The 21,623-nt window shown below is 48.9% G+C and carries 17 protein-coding genes; 9 read left to right on the top strand and 8 right to left on the bottom strand.

All coding sequences use genetic code 11. From position 1 onward, the window contains the following. The first annotated feature begins 16 nt into the window (after positions 1-16). Positions 17-838: a GNAT family N-acetyltransferase gene (locus ACN4EK_RS04200; RefSeq protein WP_431656233.1), complete on the top strand. Its 822-nt coding sequence runs from the start codon at positions 17-19 to the stop codon at positions 836-838. Positions 839-1,167: 329 nt separating this feature from the next. Here the strand turns inward: ACN4EK_RS04200 and ACN4EK_RS04195 are convergent, their stop codons facing one another. Continuing rightward, the gene (locus ACN4EK_RS04195; RefSeq protein WP_431656232.1) at positions 1,168-2,802 is read right to left on the bottom strand and encodes an alpha-D-glucose phosphate-specific phosphoglucomutase; all 1,635 of its coding nucleotides are present in this window, start codon (positions 2,800-2,802) and stop codon (positions 1,168-1,170) included. A 98-nt stretch (positions 2,803-2,900) separates the two neighbouring features. Here ACN4EK_RS04195 and ACN4EK_RS04190 point away from each other — a divergent pair, with 98 nt between their 5' ends. Then, on the top strand, positions 2,901-3,974 hold the full coding sequence (locus ACN4EK_RS04190; protein ID WP_431656231.1) for a glucokinase: 1,074 nt from the start codon (positions 2,901-2,903) through the stop codon (positions 3,972-3,974). A 49-nt stretch (positions 3,975-4,023) separates the two neighbouring features. Here the strand turns inward: ACN4EK_RS04190 and ACN4EK_RS04185 are convergent, their stop codons facing one another. The 4 genes from ACN4EK_RS04185 to ACN4EK_RS04170 form a co-directional block, all read right to left on the bottom strand. After that, on the bottom strand, positions 4,024-4,695 hold the full coding sequence (locus tag ACN4EK_RS04185; RefSeq protein ID WP_431656230.1) for a dual OB domain-containing protein: 672 nt from the start codon (positions 4,693-4,695) through the stop codon (positions 4,024-4,026). Further along, on the bottom strand, positions 4,683-5,129 hold the full coding sequence (locus ACN4EK_RS04180) for a DUF488 domain-containing protein (protein WP_431656229.1): 447 nt from the start codon (positions 5,127-5,129) through the stop codon (positions 4,683-4,685). Before ACN4EK_RS04180 ends, ACN4EK_RS04185 begins: the two co-directional genes overlap by 13 nt. Next, on the bottom strand, positions 5,065-5,766 hold the full coding sequence (locus ACN4EK_RS04175) for a DUF488 domain-containing protein (protein ID WP_431656228.1): 702 nt from the start codon (positions 5,764-5,766) through the stop codon (positions 5,065-5,067). Before ACN4EK_RS04175 ends, ACN4EK_RS04180 begins: the two co-directional genes overlap by 65 nt. A 138-nt stretch (positions 5,767-5,904) precedes the next feature. Beyond that, the gene (locus tag ACN4EK_RS04170) at positions 5,905-7,242 is read right to left on the bottom strand and encodes a D-alanyl-D-alanine carboxypeptidase (RefSeq protein ID WP_431656227.1); all 1,338 of its coding nucleotides are present in this window, start codon (positions 7,240-7,242) and stop codon (positions 5,905-5,907) included. Between the two features lie 63 nt (positions 7,243-7,305). Here ACN4EK_RS04170 and ACN4EK_RS04165 point away from each other — a divergent pair, with 63 nt between their 5' ends. From ACN4EK_RS04165 to selD, 4 genes are all read left to right on the top strand, one after another. Then, positions 7,306-7,959, top strand: coding sequence for a cofactor assembly of complex C subunit B (locus ACN4EK_RS04165; RefSeq protein WP_431656226.1), 654 nt, complete (start codon positions 7,306-7,308; stop codon positions 7,957-7,959). Positions 7,960-7,995: 36 nt separating this feature from the next. Continuing rightward, positions 7,996-8,511: a DUF456 domain-containing protein gene (locus tag ACN4EK_RS04160; protein ID WP_431656225.1), complete on the top strand. Its 516-nt coding sequence runs from the start codon at positions 7,996-7,998 to the stop codon at positions 8,509-8,511. A gap of 258 nt (positions 8,512-8,769) precedes the next feature. After that, positions 8,770-10,086 (top strand): cyanophycin synthetase family protein, encoded by a 1,317-nt coding sequence (locus ACN4EK_RS04155; protein ID WP_431656224.1) that lies wholly within the window; start codon positions 8,770-8,772, stop codon positions 10,084-10,086. Between the two features lie 92 nt (positions 10,087-10,178). Further along, positions 10,179-12,425, top strand: coding sequence for a selenide, water dikinase SelD (gene selD / locus ACN4EK_RS04150; protein ID WP_431656223.1), 2,247 nt, complete (start codon positions 10,179-10,181; stop codon positions 12,423-12,425). A 274-nt stretch (positions 12,426-12,699) separates the two neighbouring features. On the opposite strand, the gene ACN4EK_RS04145 is transcribed toward selD, so the two are convergent. Then, positions 12,700-12,993, bottom strand: a complete 294-nt coding sequence (locus tag ACN4EK_RS04145; RefSeq protein ID WP_431656222.1) for a DUF5132 domain-containing protein — start codon at positions 12,991-12,993, stop codon at positions 12,700-12,702. 310 nt (positions 12,994-13,303) lie between these two features. On the opposite strand from ACN4EK_RS04145, the gene ACN4EK_RS04140 reads away from it, so the two are divergent. Beyond that, positions 13,304-16,453 carry a cation-translocating P-type ATPase gene (locus ACN4EK_RS04140; RefSeq protein ID WP_431656221.1) on the top strand — a complete coding sequence of 1,050 codons (3,150 nt, stop codon included), beginning with the start codon at positions 13,304-13,306 and terminating at the stop codon, positions 16,451-16,453. Between the two features lie 188 nt (positions 16,454-16,641). Beyond that, entirely contained in the window at positions 16,642-18,084 is a 1,443-nt protein-coding gene (pyk, locus tag ACN4EK_RS04135; protein ID WP_431656220.1) for a pyruvate kinase, read from the top strand. 171 nt (positions 18,085-18,255) lie between these two features. Here the strand turns inward: pyk and ACN4EK_RS04130 are convergent, their stop codons facing one another. Continuing rightward, positions 18,256-19,755 (bottom strand): MBOAT family O-acyltransferase, encoded by a 1,500-nt coding sequence (locus ACN4EK_RS04130; RefSeq protein ID WP_431656219.1) that lies wholly within the window; start codon positions 19,753-19,755, stop codon positions 18,256-18,258. 244 nt (positions 19,756-19,999) lie between these two features. Beyond that, positions 20,000-20,896 carry a formylglycine-generating enzyme family protein gene (locus ACN4EK_RS04125; RefSeq protein WP_431656218.1) on the bottom strand — a complete coding sequence of 299 codons (897 nt, stop codon included), beginning with the start codon at positions 20,894-20,896 and terminating at the stop codon, positions 20,000-20,002. 147 nt (positions 20,897-21,043) lie between these two features. Between ACN4EK_RS04125 and ACN4EK_RS04120 the strand changes: the two genes are divergently transcribed. Further along, positions 21,044-21,265 (top strand): photosystem I reaction center subunit IV, encoded by a 222-nt coding sequence (locus ACN4EK_RS04120; protein ID WP_431656217.1) that lies wholly within the window; start codon positions 21,044-21,046, stop codon positions 21,263-21,265. Positions 21,266-21,623: the final 358 nt, after the last annotated feature.

Below are 21,623 nucleotides of genomic sequence, written 5' to 3'. Positions count from 1 at the left end.
TTACGTGATTAGAAGCATGACTCGTGACGAGGCTGCTTTAGCGATCGAGTGGGCAGCTTCAGAAGGATGGAATCCAGGGTTATATGATGCTGATTGCTTCTATAGTGCCGATCCACAAGGGTTTTTAGTTGGGGAAATTAACCAGCAACCGATCGCAACAATTTCAGCTATTAAGTATGGGGATACCTTTGGATTTCTCGGATTCTATATTGTTAAACCAGAGTATCGGGGACAGGGATATGGCATACAACTCTGGAATGCAGCACTTAACTATTTAGCTGGACGAAATATTGGACTAGATGGGGTAGTTGACCAACAACGTAATTATCAAAAATCGGGTTTCAAACTGGCTTATCGCAACATTCGCTATGAGGGAATTAGCGGTGGTAGTGACCCAAAGAACTCCGAGATCATTCCTTTATCTCAAGTTCCGTTTGAGCTGGTTGAACAGTATGATCGCCCCTTTTTTCCAGATCAGCGATCGCAGTTTCTTCGATCGTGGCTGCATCAACCCGAAAGTATCGCGTTAGGAATTCTTGAAGGGGACAATTTGGTGGGGTATGGCATGATTCGCCCCTGTCGATCGGGTTACAAAATTGGACCCTTATTTGCCGATAATTCAGAGTTGGCTGAAACCCTCTTTCTCGCTTTGAAATCCAGGGTCAAACCTGAGCAACCCATTTATTTAGATGTGCCTGAACCGAATCAACAGGCGGTGCTTTTAGCAGAAAAATATCGGATGAAATTAATCTTTGAAACCGCCCGAATGTATACAGGTAGCTTTCCAGGTCTGCAACTACATCATATCTTTGGTGTTACCAGCTTTGAACTAGGTTAAGAGGATGTTTTAAAGGATTTCTCTGTCCTATTAAACACTCAAAGATCCCCCTAGTCCCCTTAAAAAGAGGCTACCGTGTACACATAAGTGATCAAATCTAGCCAAAGCACTGGCGAACCGCCCCCCAACCCCCAATTCTGGGGGAGCCGAACGATTCAAAGTCCCCCAGAATTGGGGGATTTAGGGGGCTAAAAGGATGTCAACGAAGTCAGACTCGATTTGTGTGCACACAGTAGCTTAAACAGGGGAGATAGGCTCATAGTCCCACTGTTTAAGGGGAATTTAGGGGTCATACAGTTTAATATAGGTTAAAATATCTTCTAAATTTATCAAGTAATAACCGTAGGTTGGCTCATGCCTGTAAATTGCTGAATTTGGGCTACCGATTCCGCGATCGCAATTAAATCAGCTAATGCCTGTTGTGGATTCAGATTATGGCGATCGGGATGCGGTTCATAGCGTTCTAAATAAACCCTCAATGTCGCGCCTTCTGTACCCGTACCAGATAAGCGAAATATAATCCGAGAACCATCAGTAAAGCCCAGTCGAATTCCTTGATGCTGACTCACGCTGCCATCGATCGGATCACGGTAACTGAAATCATCCGCATACTGAATAGTGTATTGCCGAAATGGTTGTTGTTTAAGCGTCGGGATTGATGCTTGTAAATGAGTGATTAATGCCGTTGCTCGATCGCTATTAATCACTTCGTAATCATGGCGAGCATAATAATTACGTCCATAGGTTCGCCAGTGGTTTTGCACAATTTGGGCAACCGATTGGCGCTGCACTGCCAAAATATTCAGCCAGAACAACACAGCCCACAGCCCATCTTTTTCTCGCACATGATTCGAGCCAGTGCCAAAACTTTCTTCACCACACAGGGTAATTTTGCCAGCATCTAACAGATTGCCAAAAAACTTCCAGCCGGTTGGGGTTTCGTAACAGGGCAGATGTAACTGTTGAGCCACCTGATCCACCGCTTGACTGGTCGGCATCGATCGCGCTACCCCAGCTAATCCCTGTCGATATGCCGGAACTAACGTCGCATTTGCCGCCAAAATCGCGAGACTATCGCTTGGCGTAACAAAGCAGCGAGTTCCCAGAATCATATTGCGATCGCCATCTCCATCGGAAGCAGCCCCAAAGTCAGGCGCATGATTGCCGTACAAGGATTGAACCAAATCATGGGCATGGACTAAATTCGGGTCAGGATGACCACCGCCAAAATCCTCTAACGGTATGCCGTTTAACACAGTTCCCAACGGCGCACCCAATCGTTGTTCTAAAAGGCGATGGGCATAGATCCCCGTCACCGCGTGCATGGCATCAAACTGCATCCGGAAGTGTCCAGAGGTCAGCAGTTCATGAATGCGATCGCAGTCAAATACCGACTCCATCAACTGAGCATAATCATTGACCGGATCAATCACCTCGATCGTCATGCCCTCCCATTGCACCAGTCCTAACCGATCCAGATCAATATCGGGCACATCTAGAATTTTGTAGGCACGAATCTGCTGGCTCCGACCATAGATCGCCTCCGTCAACGCCTCTGGAGCCGGACTGCCATTGCCCATGTTGTACTTAATGCCAAAATCGTGATTCTTCCCACCGGGATTATGGCTGGCAGACAGAATTAACCCACCAAAGGCGCGATATTTACGGATCAAACCGGAAGCAGCAGGAGTAGACAAAATTCCGCCCTGACCAACGATCGCCCGCCCAACTCCATTCGCGGCGGCTAATTTGAGAATCGTTTGAATGGCTTGCCGATTGTAATAGCGACCATCTCCACCCATTACCAACGTTTGCCCCTGAAATCCTTCCAGGCAATCAAACAACGACTGGATAAAATTTTCTAAGTAATGCGGTTGTTGAAACGTGGCAACTTTTTTGCGGAGTCCCGATGTGCCCGGACGTTGATCAGCAAAAGGGATTGTGGATACCGTCTTAGGAGTCATGTCGTCGCCAGAAGGATGAGCGTATTCTGTGATAATGGGCTATTGAGTTTAATTGCACCATAGCACCATGATGCTGCATTACTGGGAGTAAATTGATCATGACCATCTTGTTGGCGGGAGATATTGGCGGCACTAAAACGAGTCTGCGCTTAGTTGAGTCTCAGCCTGCCAAAACTGCCAAGCAGCCGCCCATTCAGACAATATTGTATGAGAACACTTACCCCAGCCAGAATTATCCCGATCTAGCCCCGATCGTCCGGCAGCTATTAACCGAAGCCGATGCCAAACTCGTCCAGACCTTTGAGATTGATGCCGCCTGTTTTGGTATCGCCGGACCCGTGATCCACGATACCTGTGAACTGACGAATCTCAGTTGGTCGCTTAACGCCAGAACCCTAGAGAAACAACTGAATATTCCCTGTGTGCGGCTGATTAATGACTTTGCTGCGATCGGCTACGGAGTCTTGGGATTAGCCGATACCGACATTCATACCCTGCAAGTCGGTGAATATGATCCAGACGCTCCGATCGCAGTGTTGGGTGCAGGGACAGGGTTAGGCGAAGCCTTTCTCATCCCGGAGGCTACCGGCTATCGTGTCTTTCCCAGTGAAGGTTCCCATGCCGATCTCCCCATGCAAACAGAATTGGGATTACAGTTAGTTCGCTATTTACAAGAAAAACATGGCATCGATCGCGTGTCGATCGAACGGGTTGTTTCTGGGATGGGCATTGTCTCCATTTATCAATTTCTCCGCAGTCGAGGGAATGCCCCCGAATCTCCCGAAATGGCAGAACTCTTCAATACCTGGGAACAGCAGATCGGGCACAAAAACAAGACCGTTGATCCGGCAGCAATGATCTCGAAAGCCGCGATCGCGGGAACCGATCCCCTCAGCGAAGAAACCATGACCATTTTTATTCGCGCCTATGGGGCGGAAGCAGGCAACTTAGCCCTGAAACTCTTACCCTTCGGCGGTCTATACGTGGCAGGCGGCATTGTCACCAAAAATCTCCCATTAATGATTAAAAGTGACTTCATGGACAGTTTCTTACACAAAGGTCGCATGACCCCCCTGATGCAACGCATCCCCGTCCACCTCGTCCTCAACTCCAAAGTCGGACTAATCGGCGCTTCCCTCCACGCCGCCAATCTAGCTTGCATGAAAAATTAATTACATCTATCTAAATAGGAGAACTCGCTCTGTTAATAACCACCTTGCATCAAATTTCAATGACACCTGCTATCAGCTTCCAACATGGAATTTCGCCATCCCAATCTGGAGGTGCCCAAGGTATGCTGAGACTAACAGTAACTAAACATTGTTCTTTAGGCTTATAGCCTGCTTCTAGTTTTTCAACGAATACTGGATCAGTAATCTTTGCTCCCGTCAACCGTTGACCATGAGAGGACTGAATAGTGCAGCGCCACTCTAAATTTCCTTTTGAACTTGTCCTTTGCTCTACAGAAAGCTTGTCAACTTGCACCAATTGGAGGGTACGACGTTGATGAAATGGCAGATTTATTAGGTAAGAAGGATTAACATACTTCCACGAAGTATGAAGTATGTTTGTGAAACTATCACAATATTTGAGTAGAGCAGTGGGCTGTGCTTTACCTAGATATCTCCATTGACCAGCTAGGATTGAGAGATTTTCACATTCAAAGCCAAAGTCATTCCCAATTTCGGCAAGAGGGATTTCTAAAATATCGAGTAGTTCTGGTTCTTTACCTTCAATGAGTCGGATTGCTCTCGGAACTTTTCCATTCTCTGGATACAAGCTATCGCATACAGGACGAATCCATCTTCCAGTATCAATATCAATACCAGCAATACAACGTTCTTCCAACTTCCACGAATTAGCAAGACAAATGATTCTCTTTAAAGGTGACATATATTAACATTTCCCCACTTTCCATTTAGATACTCAGCAACTAAGCGACGATGGCAGTAGTGAGGCTTGGCTTCACTACAAAGTAGGCAAGCATCATTAATCAAATCTGGGGAAACTTTTTTCTCAATTTGACGGTTAGCTATAAGCTGTAAAAATTTTTGTTCGTATATCGACCAATCTCCCTTATTCTTCTTGTATTCATCAAGAATATCCTGTGTTGGGGCTAAATCTAGAATATGGACATAATCGATATCTCCAACAGTCTTCAAAAAAAATTCTAAATCTGCTCTTTTTGTAAATCCTGCTAACTGAGAAACATTATTTAAGCGAGTATCAATAACTCGCTTAACACCCGCTTTCTTAAGGATTTCAAAAAACTTTTGAGCGCTCTTTTGAGTGAACCCGATTGTGAATAGATTGACTTGTTTGTTCATAAACATCATTCCTTTTATCTACATAAGCAATTTCATTTCCCTGGAGTTGATATGCTCGCTCTAAACATTCTTCTTTTGTCGGTAGATTGTCTTCAGGTTGAGCGAATAAAGAAAGTTGAGCCTGCCCTTTTTGTATCTCTGAAAATTCTCTAAAACCATGCTTGATTAGCATTCTTTCTTCCAAGTGAGTATGAGTCTCTAAGTCGCCATCCTTCAAAATGTGATTAATTTGAAAATTAAAGTGCCGTAAATATCTACAGACCAAAATTGCTCTATGACAAGTTATTGGATCTTTTTCTGCACACATAAGAGAGATTCTATATTTTTTCAATCCCTTCAGAATTCTTTGGATCCCTTCATGAAATAAATCAGTAGAAGCGATTTTTTCATAAACAGCTTTTCCGTTAAAATAACACTCTTGATTACTAGGTCTTGCTCCCAGTTCCTGCCCTAGAAACACATAGCGTATTCCTTCCCTTGCCAAATACTCTTTCAATGCTACTTGATTAAAGTGTGGTAAAAAGCGGCTATATGGATGTGAACGAACATCCGCTACGGCAGTTATCTCATGCTGCCGCAGTAAGGAAATAAAGGTTTCCATCTCATAATTTGAGTGTCCAACACTGAAGAGTTCCATCAATACCATTCCCCAGATGTAAGCTAGACAGTTAACTTTATATTACCCACACTGTCCATGTTTGTACGAATATACCAATTCTAAAACTTTGTTACAGCAAAAATAGTGGAATTGAATAGGGCAATTTATCCTTACAACTTACTCTGAGGTGCTGGTCGCCTGAACGGCAGATCGCAGCAACACTTCGTTACGGCTGGTGGCAGTAATGGCAGGGGGAGTGTTCGGTAGGGTGGGGGAGATGGCGATCGGGGCGGTAGTGACAGTGCCCCATTGTTTGAGTAAGGTTTGTAAAAAGATGTCCTGTTGTTGCCGCAAATCTTCAATATCAGAACCGCGATTGATAATCGTAAACCAGACTAAACCCCGATCGCGGGTCGGGACTACCCCCGCCAAAGCACTGACCTCATTGAGCGTTCCTGTTTTAACCACAGCCGCCTTAGGAATCTGGCGATAGTCTAACGTGCCCCCATCAATACCGGAGATCGGAAACAGATCGGCGATCGTCAGATTTTGCGCTTGTAGATAGCGTTGAATTGCCGCAAACATCGCACAGACGGCTCTCGGAGACAGGCGATTCTCTACCCCTAAACCAGACCCATTTGCCAGCAGAATTTCCGATCGCGGTGCATTGGCTAACTCAGCCGCGCGATCTGCCACCGCCGTACCCCCACCCGCCAGGGTTGCCAGGGTTTCAGAAATCTCATTATTGCTATCCACATTCATCACCTTGAGGATTTGTACCAGAGGTGGAGAATAATGCCGTAGTAAGAGAGTCTGGGGAGCCGTCAGTGCCTGACCAGGCGGAATCACTTGAATGGTACCAGCAATTTCAACTTGGGGACGGGGACTGTTGGGCGGCAAGGTGTGATAGATGTATTGGGCATCTTCTAACCACTCTCGGGCATCCAGCGCCTGTTTGAACAACTCCGCCGCCTGATGGGGATCCGTTTCAAAGTTCATCAGAAACGTGCCAGCAATCACCAAGTTCCCTGTGACCTTCTTGATGCCCAGCCGTTCGAGTGCCTGCCCGATCGCAAAGGCTTCCTCCCAGACCATCATCGGATCTGCGCCACCTTGAATCACCAGATCACCCTGTAATACCCCCTGCTTAATCGTGCCAGTGGTACTGATCAATGTCTCAAACCGATGTTGTAAATCCCAGGTATGCAGCGCGACCAGAGTCGTTGCTACTTTGGTTAATGAAGCGGCTGGAAGGGGCGTATTACCTTGATTACTGCTCAACAGCATCGGACCACTTTGCAGCCAAATGCCCTGTGTTGTCGAGGTTAGCCCTTTTTGGGTCAGACCCTGGAGATAGCGCTGAACGATCGCTTCCGCCGTTGCATCGGTTGTCCCTGGAATCGCTACTGCCCAGGGGGTATCGTGCAATGCCGCCAATGCCACCGCAGGCGGTTTTACTCCAGCCGTCGTTAACCAGAGCGACACCAGTCCAGAACTGAAAAACTCCAGCAACATCTACCTCCAGTTATGAAGTTGAAGGGGTCAAGATAGAATATATAGGCATCTGGCAAATCTAGCATGGCTAAATCTGATCAAAATTCGGTTTTACGACGGTTGCCGATCGTCGTCGGTGGACTAATCGGCACTCTATTATTTATCAATCGCCTACTGACTCTGGGATTGACCGATTCGCAAGCGCGTTCTGATGTGCTGGGAGTCATTGCGAGTGCCGTCCTGATCTTGACAGGGTTACTCTGGCAACAAATTCAGCCCCGCCTACCAGAAAGTGTGGATCTGGTCGGAGAAGAACAATTTGAGTTACAGCCCAATCTACCGGAAGCCGCCAAAACGGAGTTAGCCTGGGCATCCCATTTATTACTCACCAATACCGTTACCCGATCGCTAATCGTTTGGTATGACGGGCAGGTATTACTTCGACGGGGAATTTTGCCAGAACAGTCAGCCGTCACTCCAGGGGCGATCGTGCAACGGGTGGTAGACAAACAAAAAGCCATTTACCTGGTTGATGTCAAAGCGTATCCAGGACGAATTGAATTTAACTATTTACCCGAGAATATTCAAGGCATTATCTGTCAGCCCCTCGGCAACCGGGGTGTGATGATTCTCGGTGCCAATGCTCCCCGCAGTTATACTCGCCAGGACGAAAAATGGATTGAAGCGATCGCTGAGAAATTAACTCACACCCTCAGTACGATCGCCGTTAACTGCTAACCATCTCCCCTATCCTCCCCATCTCCCCCATCCCCTATGCTCATCCTCTACTGGTGTCTAGTCATTCTCATGCTAGTTGGCATTATTGGCTCAGTCGCGCCAGTGATTCCAGGTATCGGTCTAATCGCGATCGCGGCCTTGATCTGGATGCTGGCGACTGGATTTAATAGCGGCGTGATTGCCTTCACAATTGCGATCGTCGTGTTCGGGGTAGGGATTTTAGTCGATTTTCTAGCAGGATACTGGGGAGCTAAACAAGCCGGAGCCAGTAAATGGGGGCAAATTGGTGCCGTCGTCGGCATGGTGGTGGGCATTTTAGGGCTACTGCCCACGGTGCCGTTGGGTGGGCCCTTAAGTCCAGTTTTGGGGATTATCATCGGTTCGGTACTCGGAGCCGCGATCGGTGAGTTTCTATATCGTCGAGATGTCGTCGCTGCCGCCAAAGCTGCTTTAGGAATTGTTGTCGGTAGCCTGGTCGGTAACTTAATTCAAGCTGTTCTGGCATTGGCAACGACGATCGTCTTTGTTGTCACCACCTGGCCGTACAAATAGCGGCATTCATGACTGGAATCCAGGGTCACCTGGGTGAAAAATTTTTACGTGAGTCAGACTTGCGAGCATAACGATTGAGAGCACCAAAATTTTCAACGGGTGCTCATCATCAGTATCAATGGAACTCACCCACTTGGAGGATACAGATTCACCTAATCTGCTGACTCATTGGCAGGACGGCAAAATTAGGAAAATCTCCGATGCTAAAGATAACTGAATCAGTTGTTTAGCCCCCCTACTGTATCGGAGTCCCGAGTCATGAAGATTCTTAAACTTCAAACCCTGAACGGTCCTAATTACTGGAGCATTTATTCGCATCGTTTGGTCGAATTGCGACTGGATCTAGAAGCACTAGATACTATCTTGACCAATGAAGTTGTTGGCTTTGATGATGGGTTAATCCAACTCCTGCCTGGGTTAGCCACACATGGGTGTGTTATGGGATACCCTGGAGAGTTTTTAGAGCGAGTACGATCGGGCATTTCCCTGGCAGAAGTAGTGGAACATGTAGCGCTGGAATTGCAAACCTTAGCTGGCATGTCGGTGCAATTTGGGCGGACGGGTGCCGCCGCGATCGCGGGAGTTTATCAGGTCGCTGTAGAGTATCAGGACGAACGTGTCGGACGGCTTGCGGTTAGAGCGGCAGTGGATATTGTGCAAAGTTTATGCGATCGGGGTGAATATCCCGCCCAGGATTTAGCCCAGGATTTAGCTGATTTATCCCGGCTTGGGGCAGCGGCCAAACAACAGATGGCAGAAGCCAGCCCAGGTGTTCAAGCCTCAATCCCTACGATCGCCGTTATGGGGAGACACTACCGCACAACAACCGCTCGGTTGACTACCCATTTGTTTCGCTACATTGGGCGAGGTGTGCATCATACGACTGCGGCTTCTCCGGCCAGCTATATCTTTCCCCGAACCGGTAAATGTGTGATCAATCAGGCTGCGAAGGGATCCACGATCGATGTGACTGTTTTGGAAACCTCGATGATGGACATTCTGCGATCGGGGCTGGCGGTAGACCATGTTGATGTCAGTGTGATCCTGGATACTCCTCAAATCCCATTAGGGTTTGTGCATACGGTAGATGACCTGATGCTAGTAGAGAGTGTGGTAGTAGAAGCCACTGTGCCGCAGGGATATGTAGTGTTGAATGCTGATGAACCGTTGATCGTTAACCTGGCACAACGAGCCAGTGCCAGGGTGGCTTACTTTTCTATGAATCCCTTCAATCCGGTGATTTGGGAACATGTTCGCCAGGGTGGCTTAGTCGCGATTTATGAAGATGGGTATCTGTCGATCATTGATGGCGATCGCATTATGCGGGTGGAACAGGTGAGTCATGTCCCTGCTACCCGACATGGTGTGACTCCGATCTTGATTGGCGAGACGTTGGCAGCCATGTTAGTCGCGTATGTGCAGGGCATTAGCATCCCCAATATTCGAGCGGCATTGAACATTTGCTCCAGCGCAACGGAACCATTATCGCAACCACTGATGCTGGGCGATCGCTGGTCTAAGGCTTGGTCTAAAGCTGATTATCCAGTCAACTCATCCTGTTCTTTGCGGGAGTGACTCTACAACAGTGGGATGAGCTAGGGAAGGGACAAACAGGGGATAATGAACATTGCTATCTATGCCTGAATCGCTATCCCAAGGGTTGAAGCATGAAACCTCAAGTACAACCAGTTTCGCAGGATTTAGTCCTAATTGGTGGAGGGCACTCTCATGCGATCGCACTGCGCCTGTTGGCAATGCATCCCCTGTCAGGAGTGCGGCTCACGTTAATTAGCGAAGCTTCGGATACTCCTTACTCAGGTATGCTCCCTGGGTATGTTGCTGGATTCTATAGTTATGATGATTGTCATATTGATTTGCGGGCACTGGCGCAGTTTGCGGGTGCCCAATTCTATGTGGATCAGGCGATCGGTTTAGATTTAGACAACCATCAGGTGCTTTGTGCCCATCGTCCTCCGGTTGCCTTTGATCTACTATCGATCGACATCGGTAGCACTCCCGCCATTTCTACTGAACTGACCGATCTGGATTGGGTATTACCGGCTAAACCCATTCGGCGGTTTCTAGAGAAATGGAATCAGTTAGTTCAGTCTATCCAACAGCATCCCGATCAGCCCATTTGTATCGCGATCGTCGGTGGCGGCGTTGGCGGAGTTGAATTAGCCTTCAATATACAACAGCATTTGCACCAAATTTTGCAAGCGGCTGAGCAACCACTATCGCATTTAACTCTGCATTTAGTTCACCGTGATGCCGATTTGTTACCCAGTCACAATCGTTGTGTTCGCGATCGGGTACGGCGGTTACTGAGCCAGCGAGGGATTCATTACCATTTGCAGCAGCAGGTCACGACAGTCCACGATCGACAACTGCACTGTGAATCTGGATTTACGCTTGCCTGTGATTATGTGATTTGGGTTACCCAAGCCTCTGCCCCAAATTGGTTAGCAAAAGCCGGTTTAGCCGTCAATCAAGATGGATTTATCTTGGTGAATGATAGCTTACAATCTGTATCCCATCCCCAGGTGTTTGCGGCAGGAGATGTCGCTACCATGATTAACCATCCCCGTCCTAAAGCGGGGGTCTTCGCGGTGCGGCAGGGCAAACCCCTCTCCCAAAATTGGCAACGGGCACTGCAACATCAACCTCTGCAACGCTTTTATCCCCAACAGCAATTTCTCACTCTGATTGGTACAGGCAACGGTTCCGCGATCGCCTCACGCGGCATGTTGGCAGGGGAATCTCCCCTACTGTGGCGATGGAAAGATTGGATCGATCGACGCTTCATGCAACGGTTCTCTCACCTCCCCCCCATGTCACCCCCCTCTTCTCTCACTCCCCCCTCCCCTCTCCCCTGTGCCGGTTGTGGCTCCAAAGTCGGCAGTTCGGTTTTAGAGCGAGTGTTGACCCGAATTCAGCCAGAACAACCACAGGTGAACCGTGACACCATTCTGATTGGACTGGATGCCCCCGATGATGCTGCTGTGATTCAAGTTCCCGTCGGAATGGTAATGGCACAGACGATCGATTACTTTACGGCGTTAATTAATGATCCGTTTGTGTTTGGGCAAATTAGCGCCAACCATGCTTTAAGTGATTTGATAGCGATGGGAGCCAGTCCGCATAGTGCCTTAGCGATCGCCACGATTCCCTATGGCACCCCAACAAAGGTTGAGGAAACTCTGTATCAACTGCTATCAGGTGCGATCGCGGTACTGCAACAAAGCCATACAGTCTTGATTGGGGGACATACTACCGAAGGATCTGAATTAGCGTTGGGATTCTCCTGTAATGGCTGGCTGGCTCCAGACGGAATTCTCCGCAAAGGGGGCATGTTACCCGGACAGATGTTAATTTTGACGAAAGCACTTGGTACAGGAACGTTGTTTGCGGCACAGATGCAACGGCAGGCGAAGGGACGCTGGATTGATCAAGCGGTTGATTCCATGTTGCAATCCAACCAGGCGGCGGCTCAATGTTTCATGCAGCACCAGGCGACGGCCTGTACGGATGTGACTGGATTTGGTCTACTCGGTCATTTAGGGGAAATGATGCGTGCAGCTAAGGTGGCAGTAAACTTGCAGTTAGACGCGATTCCCACCCTGGCAGGTGCTTTAGAAACCAGTCAACAGGGGATCGTCAGTTCGTTGTATGCTCAAAACCTGCAAGCCAGTCCCGCGATCGCAAATCTAGAATTTGCCACGACCCATCCCAACTTTCCCCTCCTGTTTGATCCACAAACCTCCGGTGGTCTGTTAGCGTCTGTTCCCGCCGATCGTGCTCATGCCTGTTTAACTGCTTTACATCAGTTAGGTTATCGCCAGAGCGCGATCGTGGGCGAGATTTTACCGACTGATATAAGTACACCAGCCTCACAGGTCAGAGTGATAGCCTGAACTTGGAACGGCAAAGTTAACTAGATTGAGGTGGCGGATTTAATTTTATGAAACTATTAGTTGAATGGCACTGACTTAAGGAAATGCTTAACTCTGATCGCCCCCTAAATCCCCCAATACTGGGGGACTTTGAGGTTCGGCTCCCCCAGTATTGGGGGTTGGGGGGCAGTTCGGATGGTTATTTCAGTGCCATTCAACTATTAGTTACCTCGTCCCTGACTTTAGAACAACTCCGTCTTGCAACCCTCTAACCCCTCAGGTGTTTACTGAATGGTTAAGCTTCAGTAGCCTCACTTACCACATCGATCGCAGTCGTTTTTTCTTGGGCTGCTGCTAGTTCGGCTTTGGCTTCGGCAATCATATCTTCCAAACCTTCACCCATTTCAGTGAACATCCCTTTTCCACGTTCATAAAGGAGAATTCCACCTTTAATGGCTGCTTTAGCGGCGGGTTTCACCACCCTTCCAACGCCAGGAACCAAAACAGGAAGTAGAACGATCGCGGCAATTCCTGGGACACCCAACTTTTCGGCGATTTCTTTAAATTCTGGTACAAGTTTCATAGACATACCATCGTACCTCCCTCTACCTCTAGTGTATCTTGATTAACAAAGGTATTTGCCGAAGAACATTTGCTTTTTGGTAAGATTTGTCTTGGTAAAAGAACTTCTAGTTGATTGACCTGAGTAACCCATGACCTCAGGCTGGAACAAGTGCTTAACTAACAAAATCTTTGAATCAAAATAGACTGCCGGATGATTCATTAAGCTTAAACCTATAAGAAAGTTGTGAACAAGTGGTACTCAGTTTGAGTCCCTAAATGCAATGAATCATCACAGGGATGAGTCAGGATGACCTGACAGTTTTAGGATCATAGTTATGAATACCTCCTATGGTACTGCCCACAGCAGCGGAACACCTCTTGTCCGGGCAATTCATACAGCAGTTCATGGTAGAGCCCGGTATCATGTCCAGGGGTTGCAACACTCCGAATCCCTGAAACAACATCTGGAAACGTATTTACTGGCGGAAGCTGGCATTCAACAGGTTTCAGCCAGTTCTGTGACTGGCAATCTCCTGGTTCATTTCAGTTCTGCCTGGGGAGCTAGGACGATCGCCCAGCACATTGAACAGCTTGTTTTACAATTCAACCACTACCACTACAAGCCTTTAATGAGTGAGAAGCCAACCGCCACCTCGCCACGGCTTCGCCACTCTTCTATCGTTCCGCGATCGCCCCAATTGTCTCGTGCTATCAGCAACTTTCCGACCTTAGGCTTTATGGAGCAAGACTTTCAAGCACAACGGGTTGAGCCCTGGCATCTGGTTGATGTTGAGCAGGTGATCCGTATCCTGCAAACCTCTGCCACCTCTGGATTGTCTCATACGTCGGCAAAATCGCACCTACAAACCTATGGCCCCAATCTATTACCCGAAGCGACAACTCGCTCGTGGTTCAGTCTCTTAATCAGTCAGTTCAAGTCTTTGCCTGTAGGATTGCTCACTCTAGCGGCGGGACTTTCGATCGCGACGGGAGGGCTGGCAGATGCGGTTGTAATCATGGGGGTAGTTTTCATTAACGCTGTCATTGGTTACGCCACCGAAAGCCAATCAGAACGCATCATTCATTCCCTCAAACATCTGTTACAACCAGTTGCCTGGGTGATTCGAGAAGGAACATTAACGGAAATTAACGCTCAGGAAGTTGTGGTAGGCGACATTCTGGTGCTGAAACCAGGCAGTTATGTCGCGGCTGATGCCCGATTAATTGAAGCCCATCGTTTAAGTGTGGATGAATCAACCTTAACAGGTGAAAGTTTACCCGTGAGTAAGACCGTTGTTCCGTTAATGGATGCCGCGTTACCTCTAGGCGATCGTACCAATATGGTTTACATGGGGACATTGATCACAGGAGGGCAGGGGTTCGCTGTGGTCGTTGCCACCAGGCAGTTTACTGAGATGGGACGGATTCAAACGCTAGTTGGTGAAGCCATTATGCCCGCAACGCCGATGGAGCGGCAACTGGATCAAGCCGGTGGTCAGTTGGTATTAGTCTCCAGTGCGGTTTGTGGTCTGGTGTTTGGCATTGGGATGCTACGGGGGTATGACGTTCTACAAATGCTGAAAACGTCAATTTCACTAGCGGTTGCTGCCGTTCCCGAAGGCTTACCGGCTGTTGCCACCACAACCCTAGCCTTGGGAATTCGCGAGATGCGTCGGCACAAGGTTTTAATCCGGCGGTTGGATGCGGTGGAGACTTTAGGCTCAGTGCAGGCACTTTGTCTGGATAAAACCGGCACCCTCACCATTAATAAGATGTCCGTCGTTGAATTGTATGTGACTGACGATCGCATCCAGATTGCTGACGCTCAGTGGAGTAATGGGCAGGAACCAATTGATCCGATGGCATCCGAGACATTGGTGAACCTGTTGCAAGTTCTGGTGCTGTGCAACGAAAGTGAAATCAATTCAACTGCCAACTCTCAGGTTGAACTCAAAGGGTCTTCTACGGAGAATGCCCTCCTGGAACTGGCGATCGCAGCGGGAATGGATGTGGCTAAAGTACGACAAACCTACCCCTTGCTCACCATCCATCACCGTTCTGAAGCTCGCAATGTGATGCTTACCCTGCATCAGGTACCGACCTCGATCACCGCCTCCCCAAAACAATTGCTGGCAGTCAAGGGAAGTCCAATGGAAGTGTTATCGCTCTGTAATTGCTGGATTCGAGCAGGCGTAATGTCACCTCTGACCCAAGCCGATCGTAGTGTGATTGCAATGGCAAACGATCGTATGGCAGGTCGGGCATTGCGAGTGTTAGGAGTCGCGTATCGTTACATTAATCCACCAGAGGAGACTATTCAGGACAATCTCATCTGGTTAGGGTTAGTGGGAATGATCGATCCACTGCGACCGGGAACAAAGGAATTGATGCAGGTGTTTCATCACGCTGGCATCGAAACCATCATGATTACGGGAGATCAAAATTTAACTGCCTATGCCATTGGCAAGGAACTCAATCTCAATCAAGATCAGCAATTACAGATTCTGGATTCGACTGCTTTCACCACCCTCGATCCCGAGATTATGCAGGCATTGTGCAAACAAGCGCAGATTTTTGCTCGGATTAGCCCAGCCCATAAGTTGCAAATTGTTCAGGCACTCCAACGCACTGGAAAAGTAGTAGCGATGACTGGAGATGGCATTAATGATGCTCCGGCTCTCAAAGCCGCGAATGTGGGAGTGGCGATGGGGCATGTTGGTACGGATGTGGCGCGGGAAGTGGCAGATATTGTGCTGGAAGACGATAACTTGCAAACAATGACGATCGCGGTTAGCCGAGGACGTACTATTTATCACAATATTCGCAAGTCGGTACACTTTCTGCTGTCTACGAATCTCAGCGAAATTCTAGTGATGCTGACCGCGATCAGTCTGGGTTTAGGGCAGCCGCTTAATGCCATGCAACTTCTCTGGCTCAATCTTGTCACCGACATTTTTCCTGGTCTAGCTCTTGCCCTTGAGCCCCCGGCTCCAGATGTATTGAGTCAACTCCCTCGTGACCCAAATCAGCCAATTATCAAACCCAGTGACTTTAAACGGATTTTGTTTGAATCGACTACGCTGTCTATCAGTGCGCTGGCAGCCTATAGCTATGCGATCGGACGGTATGGCATCAGTCCTCGGGCTAGCACCATTGGGTTTATGAGCCTGACCTGTGCCCAACTATTTCATGCGCTGAGTTGCCGTTCTACCCGACGGCGATGGGGACGTTCTGCCCTGCCCCCCAATCCCTATTTGACTACTGCGTTAGCGGGTTCTCTGGCTCTGCAACTTCTATCCGCGATCGTGCCTGGATTGCGAACGTTACTTCACATTACACCAATTAGTTTTGTGGATAGTGCGATCATTAGTGCTAGTGCTTTCCTGCCCCTGCTGGTGAATGAAGGAACGAAACGCAAGGATGACAGGCTAGGAGCGTGGGTAACGGAGGAACCTCCAGATCAATTGTGTGAATCAAATCAGTAATGCAACTCAGTTACTCGGTAGGGCGGAGAAAATTGATCTGTTCACCTTTTAAAAGATGAATTGGAGTGATGTGTAATACGTGGAATTGTTGGTACTCCGATTAGGATTGAGAGAATGCAGCCGTAGAACTTGGCTTACCCAATTCTGCGCTCGTGTCGAGGATTCACTGACATTCTAAAGGGACTGATATGAAACTACTGAGCCATCGCACCAAAATTGTGGCAACGATCGGACCGGCTAGTGATTCTCCTGAGATGATGCGCCACATGCTGCTGGCAGGAATGAATGTTGCCCGACTCAACTTTTCCCACGGGAATTATGCCGATCACGTGGAACGGATTAAACGCTTGCGAGATGCGTCTCAGGCACTAGATTTGCCGCTGATGTTATTGCAGGATCTACAGGGCCCCAAGATTCGGGTTAGTGAGTTACCTGCGGACGGCATGATGTTGGTTGCAGGGGAAAGTCTCACCTTAGTTCCGATCGCTGATTACACAGGACAACCCAATACCGTGGGGATCGACTACTCCCATGTGGCAGATGATGCAGAACCCGGAACCCAAGTGTTGCTGGATGATGGCTTGCTGGAATTGCGGGTCGAAGCCGTTCATGGTCGGGCAGTGCAGTGCCAAGTCGTAGAGGGAGGAGTCCTCAAAAGCCATAAGGGAGTGAACTTCCCTACCCTGAACTTGCGCCTGCCTTCTATGACAGAAAAGGATCAACGTGACCTGGACTTTGGCATTCAACAGAGGGTAGATCTGATTTCCCTGAGCTTTGTTCGTCAGCCCGAAGACATCCAGGCACTCAAAGCCTTCCTGAGGGAGAAAGGTGCGAATATTCCGGTGTTAGCCAAATTGGAGAAACCCCAGGCGATCGCTAACCTGAACGCGATCGTGGATCAGTGCGATGCCATCATGGTGGCTCGGGGCGATTTGGGGGTAGAAATGAGTCCCGAAAAAGTGCCCCTGATTCAAAAACGCATCATTCAACTATGTAACCAAAAGGGCATCCCGGTGATTACAGCCACCCAAATGCTGGATAGCATGATGCACAATCCCCGTCCCACACGGGCAGAGGCTAGTGATGTGGCAAATGCGATCATGGATGGAACGGATGCAGTGATGCTGTCGGGGGAGTCGGCAGTGGGAAACTATCCCGTGGAAGCGGTCAAAATGTTGGCACGGATTGCGGCGGAAGTGGAACCGTCGATCCAATTTATCAACTATCCACCCAATCGCTCGGATGATGCTGATGCCATTAGTGAAGCCCTCCATGCGATCGATGACACTCTGAATCTGCAATGTATTGTGGCTTTGACTGAAACAGGCTACACTGCCCAACTGGCCGCCGCAGAACGTCCGAAAGCTCCCATTGTTGCCTATACTCCCCACTCCCATGTCTATCGCCGCCTTTGCCTCAGTTGGGGAGTCAGACCTGTTTTACTCAAAGGGTTTGATGGCGCGACGTTCAGTGAAGTGATGCGTCAGGTTGAAGCGAATTTAATTGCCCAAAACTTTGCGGCTCCTGGTGATAAGGTTTTGGTGATGGGAGGCATCCCGTTTGGTCAAGCTGGTGGTACTAATTTTCTCAAAATCCATACGATCGCTACCCCTGGGGCAGACAGCGTTTAGCTCGATCGAGATTGCCTCCTCGCTTCCCAATGCTGGGCTACGGTGAACACAGATCTCCTCAAATACCTCAAGCTCCTGCATTCTGCCCCCCTAGTCCCCAATTCTGGGGGAATTAGAACCGGCAAAGTCCCCCAGAACATAGCCTGGCGGCACTATGATCATCTGGATGTGCTAGAAGTCAAAGTAAATGTAGGGTAAAGCTCCCTGGGGGGCTAAGAGCCAAACGGCAAATAGGCAGGCGGGAACTAACATCAGCTTAAATGTCCAACTGAGTTGCAGTTTCAGCACATGTTTGAAGGTGTAGAAAATAACCATCACTGCCATCATCAGACAGAGTAATAGAGCAATCTGCAACGGATCAAGTCCGATCGTTTCTACATAAACCTTTTGGGCAAACTGCGGATCTGCCTGCTGTCCCCAGAGATGCTGCACCACATACCAGGACTCCTTCAGGTTCGGCAAGCGGAAAAAGATCCAGGTGAAGAACACCATGAACTGAGTCAGACACCAGGCGGTTAAGACTCCCCAGAGACTACTCCAGAAGCGAGTTAGCCGATCGCTGTGCTTGGAGATCGCATCCGTCAACCGATGGGCGATCAACGCGACCCCATGTAATGTTCCCCAAACCACAAACCCCCAAGCCGCACCATGCCAGAGTCCGGCGATCGCCATGACAATCATTAAGTTTAAGCAAGTACGCCACAAGCCCTGGCGGGAGCCCCCCAATGGAAAGTACAAATAGTTCCGCAGCCAGTCGCCGAGGGTGATATGCCAGCGTCGCCAAAACTCGGAAATATTAGTAGTCAGGTAAGGAAAATCAAAGTTGGCAGGGAGGTTAAAGCCGAGCAACAACGCCGTTCCCCGCGCCATATCCACATAGCCACTGAAGTCTAAATAAAGCTGGAACCCGTAGGCAAAGGTGGCTAACCAGAGATCACCACTACCTGCCCGGTGCAGATTTTGGAAACTTAGATCGACTAAAATCCCCAAATTATCCGCTAATAAACCTTTTTTAATTGCCCCACAGGCAATCAGCCAGAGACCATCTGCTACGCGATCGACCGTCGGCTGAGACTGGGCTTGCAACTGGGGAGCCATGGCCTGATAGCGCGTAATCGGCCCCGATAGTAGCTTGGCGAAGAATAATTTATAGGCAGAAAACTTGAGAAATTGTTGCGCGGCAGGTGCTCCCCGGTAGACATCGACCAGATAAGCGATGCACTCGAAACAAAAGAAGCTCAGTCCCAAGGGGGCAATCAGATTCAGGCTAGTCCATTGGGCACCTGTTTGCAGGGCAGGGGAGCCAAATAACGTACCCAGGTTCGTTAAGGCAAAGGGAACGTACTTAAAGCCAAATAGCAGCAGCACATTAATGGCGATCCCGAACCACAGTAACTTGAGGCGACGACGGTTCCAGTCCTGTTGGGCAAACTGCCAATCATTGATGCGCCAATCTGGGGGCATGGCGATCGCTTGTCCCAACCGAAAGTTAACCCAAGTACCTGCGAGCAATAGGGGAATGTAGCCTGCTTGCTGACCAGGCAAAGAGGCATAGAACACCAGACTGGCAATCAGAATTGTCCATAGCCGGAGTTGCTGCTGGCGGACTGACCAGTAGATGCCCAAGACACTGAGCAGAAAGACAGCATAGGACAGAGAAATGAACGTCATAAGCGGTAAATCAAGAAGTAACGTGCAGTCTCCACAACACACTGGAATTGGAATGGGCTTGATTATAGTGAAACTCTGGCAAATCAGCGAACTTCTTTTTTATTCGATCGCATTCCTAGCAGTTCCGCCGATTTTACTCCTCTCCGTATTTGGTATAATTCAATACCCGTGTCTCTGAAACAGGAAAAGGATGAGGAGGCGAGGGGCAAACATGGCAGATCAATCTGAATGCTGCGTCTACTGTTTAAGATTCCGCCTCAGAACAGGCAACCCGAAAGCCAATATCGTACAGGCGACCATCGGCATTAAAGCGACTGCGGAACGCCGAACGGCAACAAGCAGGGCCCATATTCCAGGAGCCCCCTCGTAAAACCCGCTTATGGATATCAACCGCGATCGTCCAGGCACTGCCATCCAGAGGTAATCCCTCGTAGGAATCATGCCAAGCATCGGCACACCACTCCCGGACATTGCCATGCATATCGGCCAGCCCAAAGGCATTAGCAACCTGGAATAATCCCACGGGGGTCGTTTGCCGCCGATCGTCCCCTTTCGGTCCGGCACCATACGCACCGCGACTGCACAGCCGTCCCTGCACTTCCCAGTCCACCCCGGAATAATTTGCCAGATCAGTGGTAATGGTGTTGCCAAAATGAAATGGGGTCTGAGTCCCGGCACGACAGGCATATTCCCACTCTGCCTCAGTCGGCAACCGATAATGCCGCCCGGTAGCCTGGGATAAGCGGGCACAAAACTCAGTTGCCTCCTCCCAGGACACTTGCTCCACAGGGCGATCGCAGCCTTTAAAGCTAGAGGGGTCGGGGTCAAGGAAGTGGTGAATTTGGGGGAGGTGGGCTACTGCCTGCCACTGCGCTTGCGTCACGGGATAGCGACCAAGCCAAAAGGCGGCAATAGTGACGGTCTGCTGAGGATTCTGATTAGGCAACCAGCCTTCCTCGGTTCGGGCAGATCCCATATATACCGTCCCTGCCGGAATTGCCACTACGTCTAATGTGACATCCTGCCCCAACTGCTCTCGGTGGATTTGGGCTGTGGTACGGCGGCGATCGCTCTCCTGTCCCAACCCATCCAGCTTGACTAGATCAAATTCAACTGTTAATAGCTCAGTCTGCGTAACCATATCCCGTAACCTCGTATGGGGCTTGAACTTGCCCAAATATTTCAGATTGTTGCAACCCGGTGACTGCTGAATGTCTGTGTCCCTCCTCCGTAGTAAAGTGGAGAGCATTAGCTGTCTGAGTTAAAGATTAACAAGGGAAAAACACTCATGGTTCAGCGTGGTTCTAAAGTCCGTATTACTCGTAAAGAGTCCTACTGGTACCAAGATGTAGGCACCGTAGCCTCCGTAGACCAGAGCGGCATTAAATATTCTGTCATTGTCCGCTTTGACAAGGTCAACTATGCCGGTGTCAACACCAACAACTTTGCTCCTAGTGAGGTTGTAGAAGTGGAAGCACCCAAGAAGAAAGCTAAAGCTGAAGCCGCCTGATCCGTTCTTTAATTGAAGATACCGTGTCAGGTCTGTTTTGATTGAACCCTTAAGGTTACTGTCACCTCGCTCTCATCCTGATTTCAGACATTACTTTGTGAATTCTGAAATCGGATTGTCCGGAAAGTGGCTCGTCTAGAGTGCTTCCTGAGAAAGGGTGACAGTCCCACTGGATAAAATAGTTTGCTTTGCGAAGGATTAGGTGAAAGCTCTGAGCAACCGTTCGGAACTTCCACCTATTCTTTTTTTGTAGTTATAGCGATCGCAGAATCTATTACTACAGCTAGATGATCTGATCTTGACGTTTTTTCGATCGCGCTATTTTCTATCTCTAGCAAGATGATGATTTTTTAGCTGT

The organism is Pantanalinema rosaneae CENA516, assembly GCF_050753385.1.
In the GTDB taxonomy this organism is placed as follows: Bacteria; Cyanobacteriota; Cyanobacteriia; order Leptolyngbyales; family Leptolyngbyaceae; genus Pantanalinema; species Pantanalinema rosaneae.
The sequence above is the reverse complement of the archived record's forward strand: the minus strand, read 5'-3'. Positions and strand labels throughout refer to the sequence as shown.

Coding starts and splice junctions, on each gene's coding strand:
- ACN4EK_RS04125 (WP_431656218.1), bottom strand. CDS start 20,896: ATGGTTACGCAGACTGAGCTATTAACAGTTGAATTTGATCTAGTCAAG.
- ACN4EK_RS04170 (WP_431656227.1), bottom strand. CDS start 7,242: ATGTTGCTGGAGTTTTTCAGTTCTGGACTGGTGTCGCTCTGGTTAACG.
- ACN4EK_RS04200 (WP_431656233.1), top strand. CDS start 17: ATGACTCGTGACGAGGCTGCTTTAGCGATCGAGTGGGCAGCTTCAGAA.
- ACN4EK_RS04165 (WP_431656226.1), top strand. CDS start 7,306: ATGGCTAAATCTGATCAAAATTCGGTTTTACGACGGTTGCCGATCGTC.
- ACN4EK_RS04175 (WP_431656228.1), bottom strand. CDS start 5,766: ATGGAACTCTTCAGTGTTGGACACTCAAATTATGAGATGGAAACCTTT.
- ACN4EK_RS04160 (WP_431656225.1), top strand. CDS start 7,996: ATGCTCATCCTCTACTGGTGTCTAGTCATTCTCATGCTAGTTGGCATT.
- selD (WP_431656223.1), top strand. CDS start 10,179: ATGAAACCTCAAGTACAACCAGTTTCGCAGGATTTAGTCCTAATTGGT.
- ACN4EK_RS04140 (WP_431656221.1), top strand. CDS start 13,304: ATGAATACCTCCTATGGTACTGCCCACAGCAGCGGAACACCTCTTGTC.
- ACN4EK_RS04180 (WP_431656229.1), bottom strand. CDS start 5,129: ATGAACAAACAAGTCAATCTATTCACAATCGGGTTCACTCAAAAGAGC.
- ACN4EK_RS04185 (WP_431656230.1), bottom strand. CDS start 4,695: ATGTCACCTTTAAAGAGAATCATTTGTCTTGCTAATTCGTGGAAGTTG.
- ACN4EK_RS04155 (WP_431656224.1), top strand. CDS start 8,770: ATGAAGATTCTTAAACTTCAAACCCTGAACGGTCCTAATTACTGGAGC.
- ACN4EK_RS04190 (WP_431656231.1), top strand. CDS start 2,901: ATGACCATCTTGTTGGCGGGAGATATTGGCGGCACTAAAACGAGTCTG.
- ACN4EK_RS04195 (WP_431656232.1), bottom strand. CDS start 2,802: ATGACTCCTAAGACGGTATCCACAATCCCTTTTGCTGATCAACGTCCG.
- ACN4EK_RS04120 (WP_431656217.1), top strand. CDS start 21,044: ATGGTTCAGCGTGGTTCTAAAGTCCGTATTACTCGTAAAGAGTCCTAC.
- ACN4EK_RS04145 (WP_431656222.1), bottom strand. CDS start 12,993: ATGTCTATGAAACTTGTACCAGAATTTAAAGAAATCGCCGAAAAGTTG.
- pyk (WP_431656220.1), top strand. CDS start 16,642: ATGAAACTACTGAGCCATCGCACCAAAATTGTGGCAACGATCGGACCG.
- ACN4EK_RS04130 (WP_431656219.1), bottom strand. CDS start 19,755: ATGACGTTCATTTCTCTGTCCTATGCTGTCTTTCTGCTCAGTGTCTTG.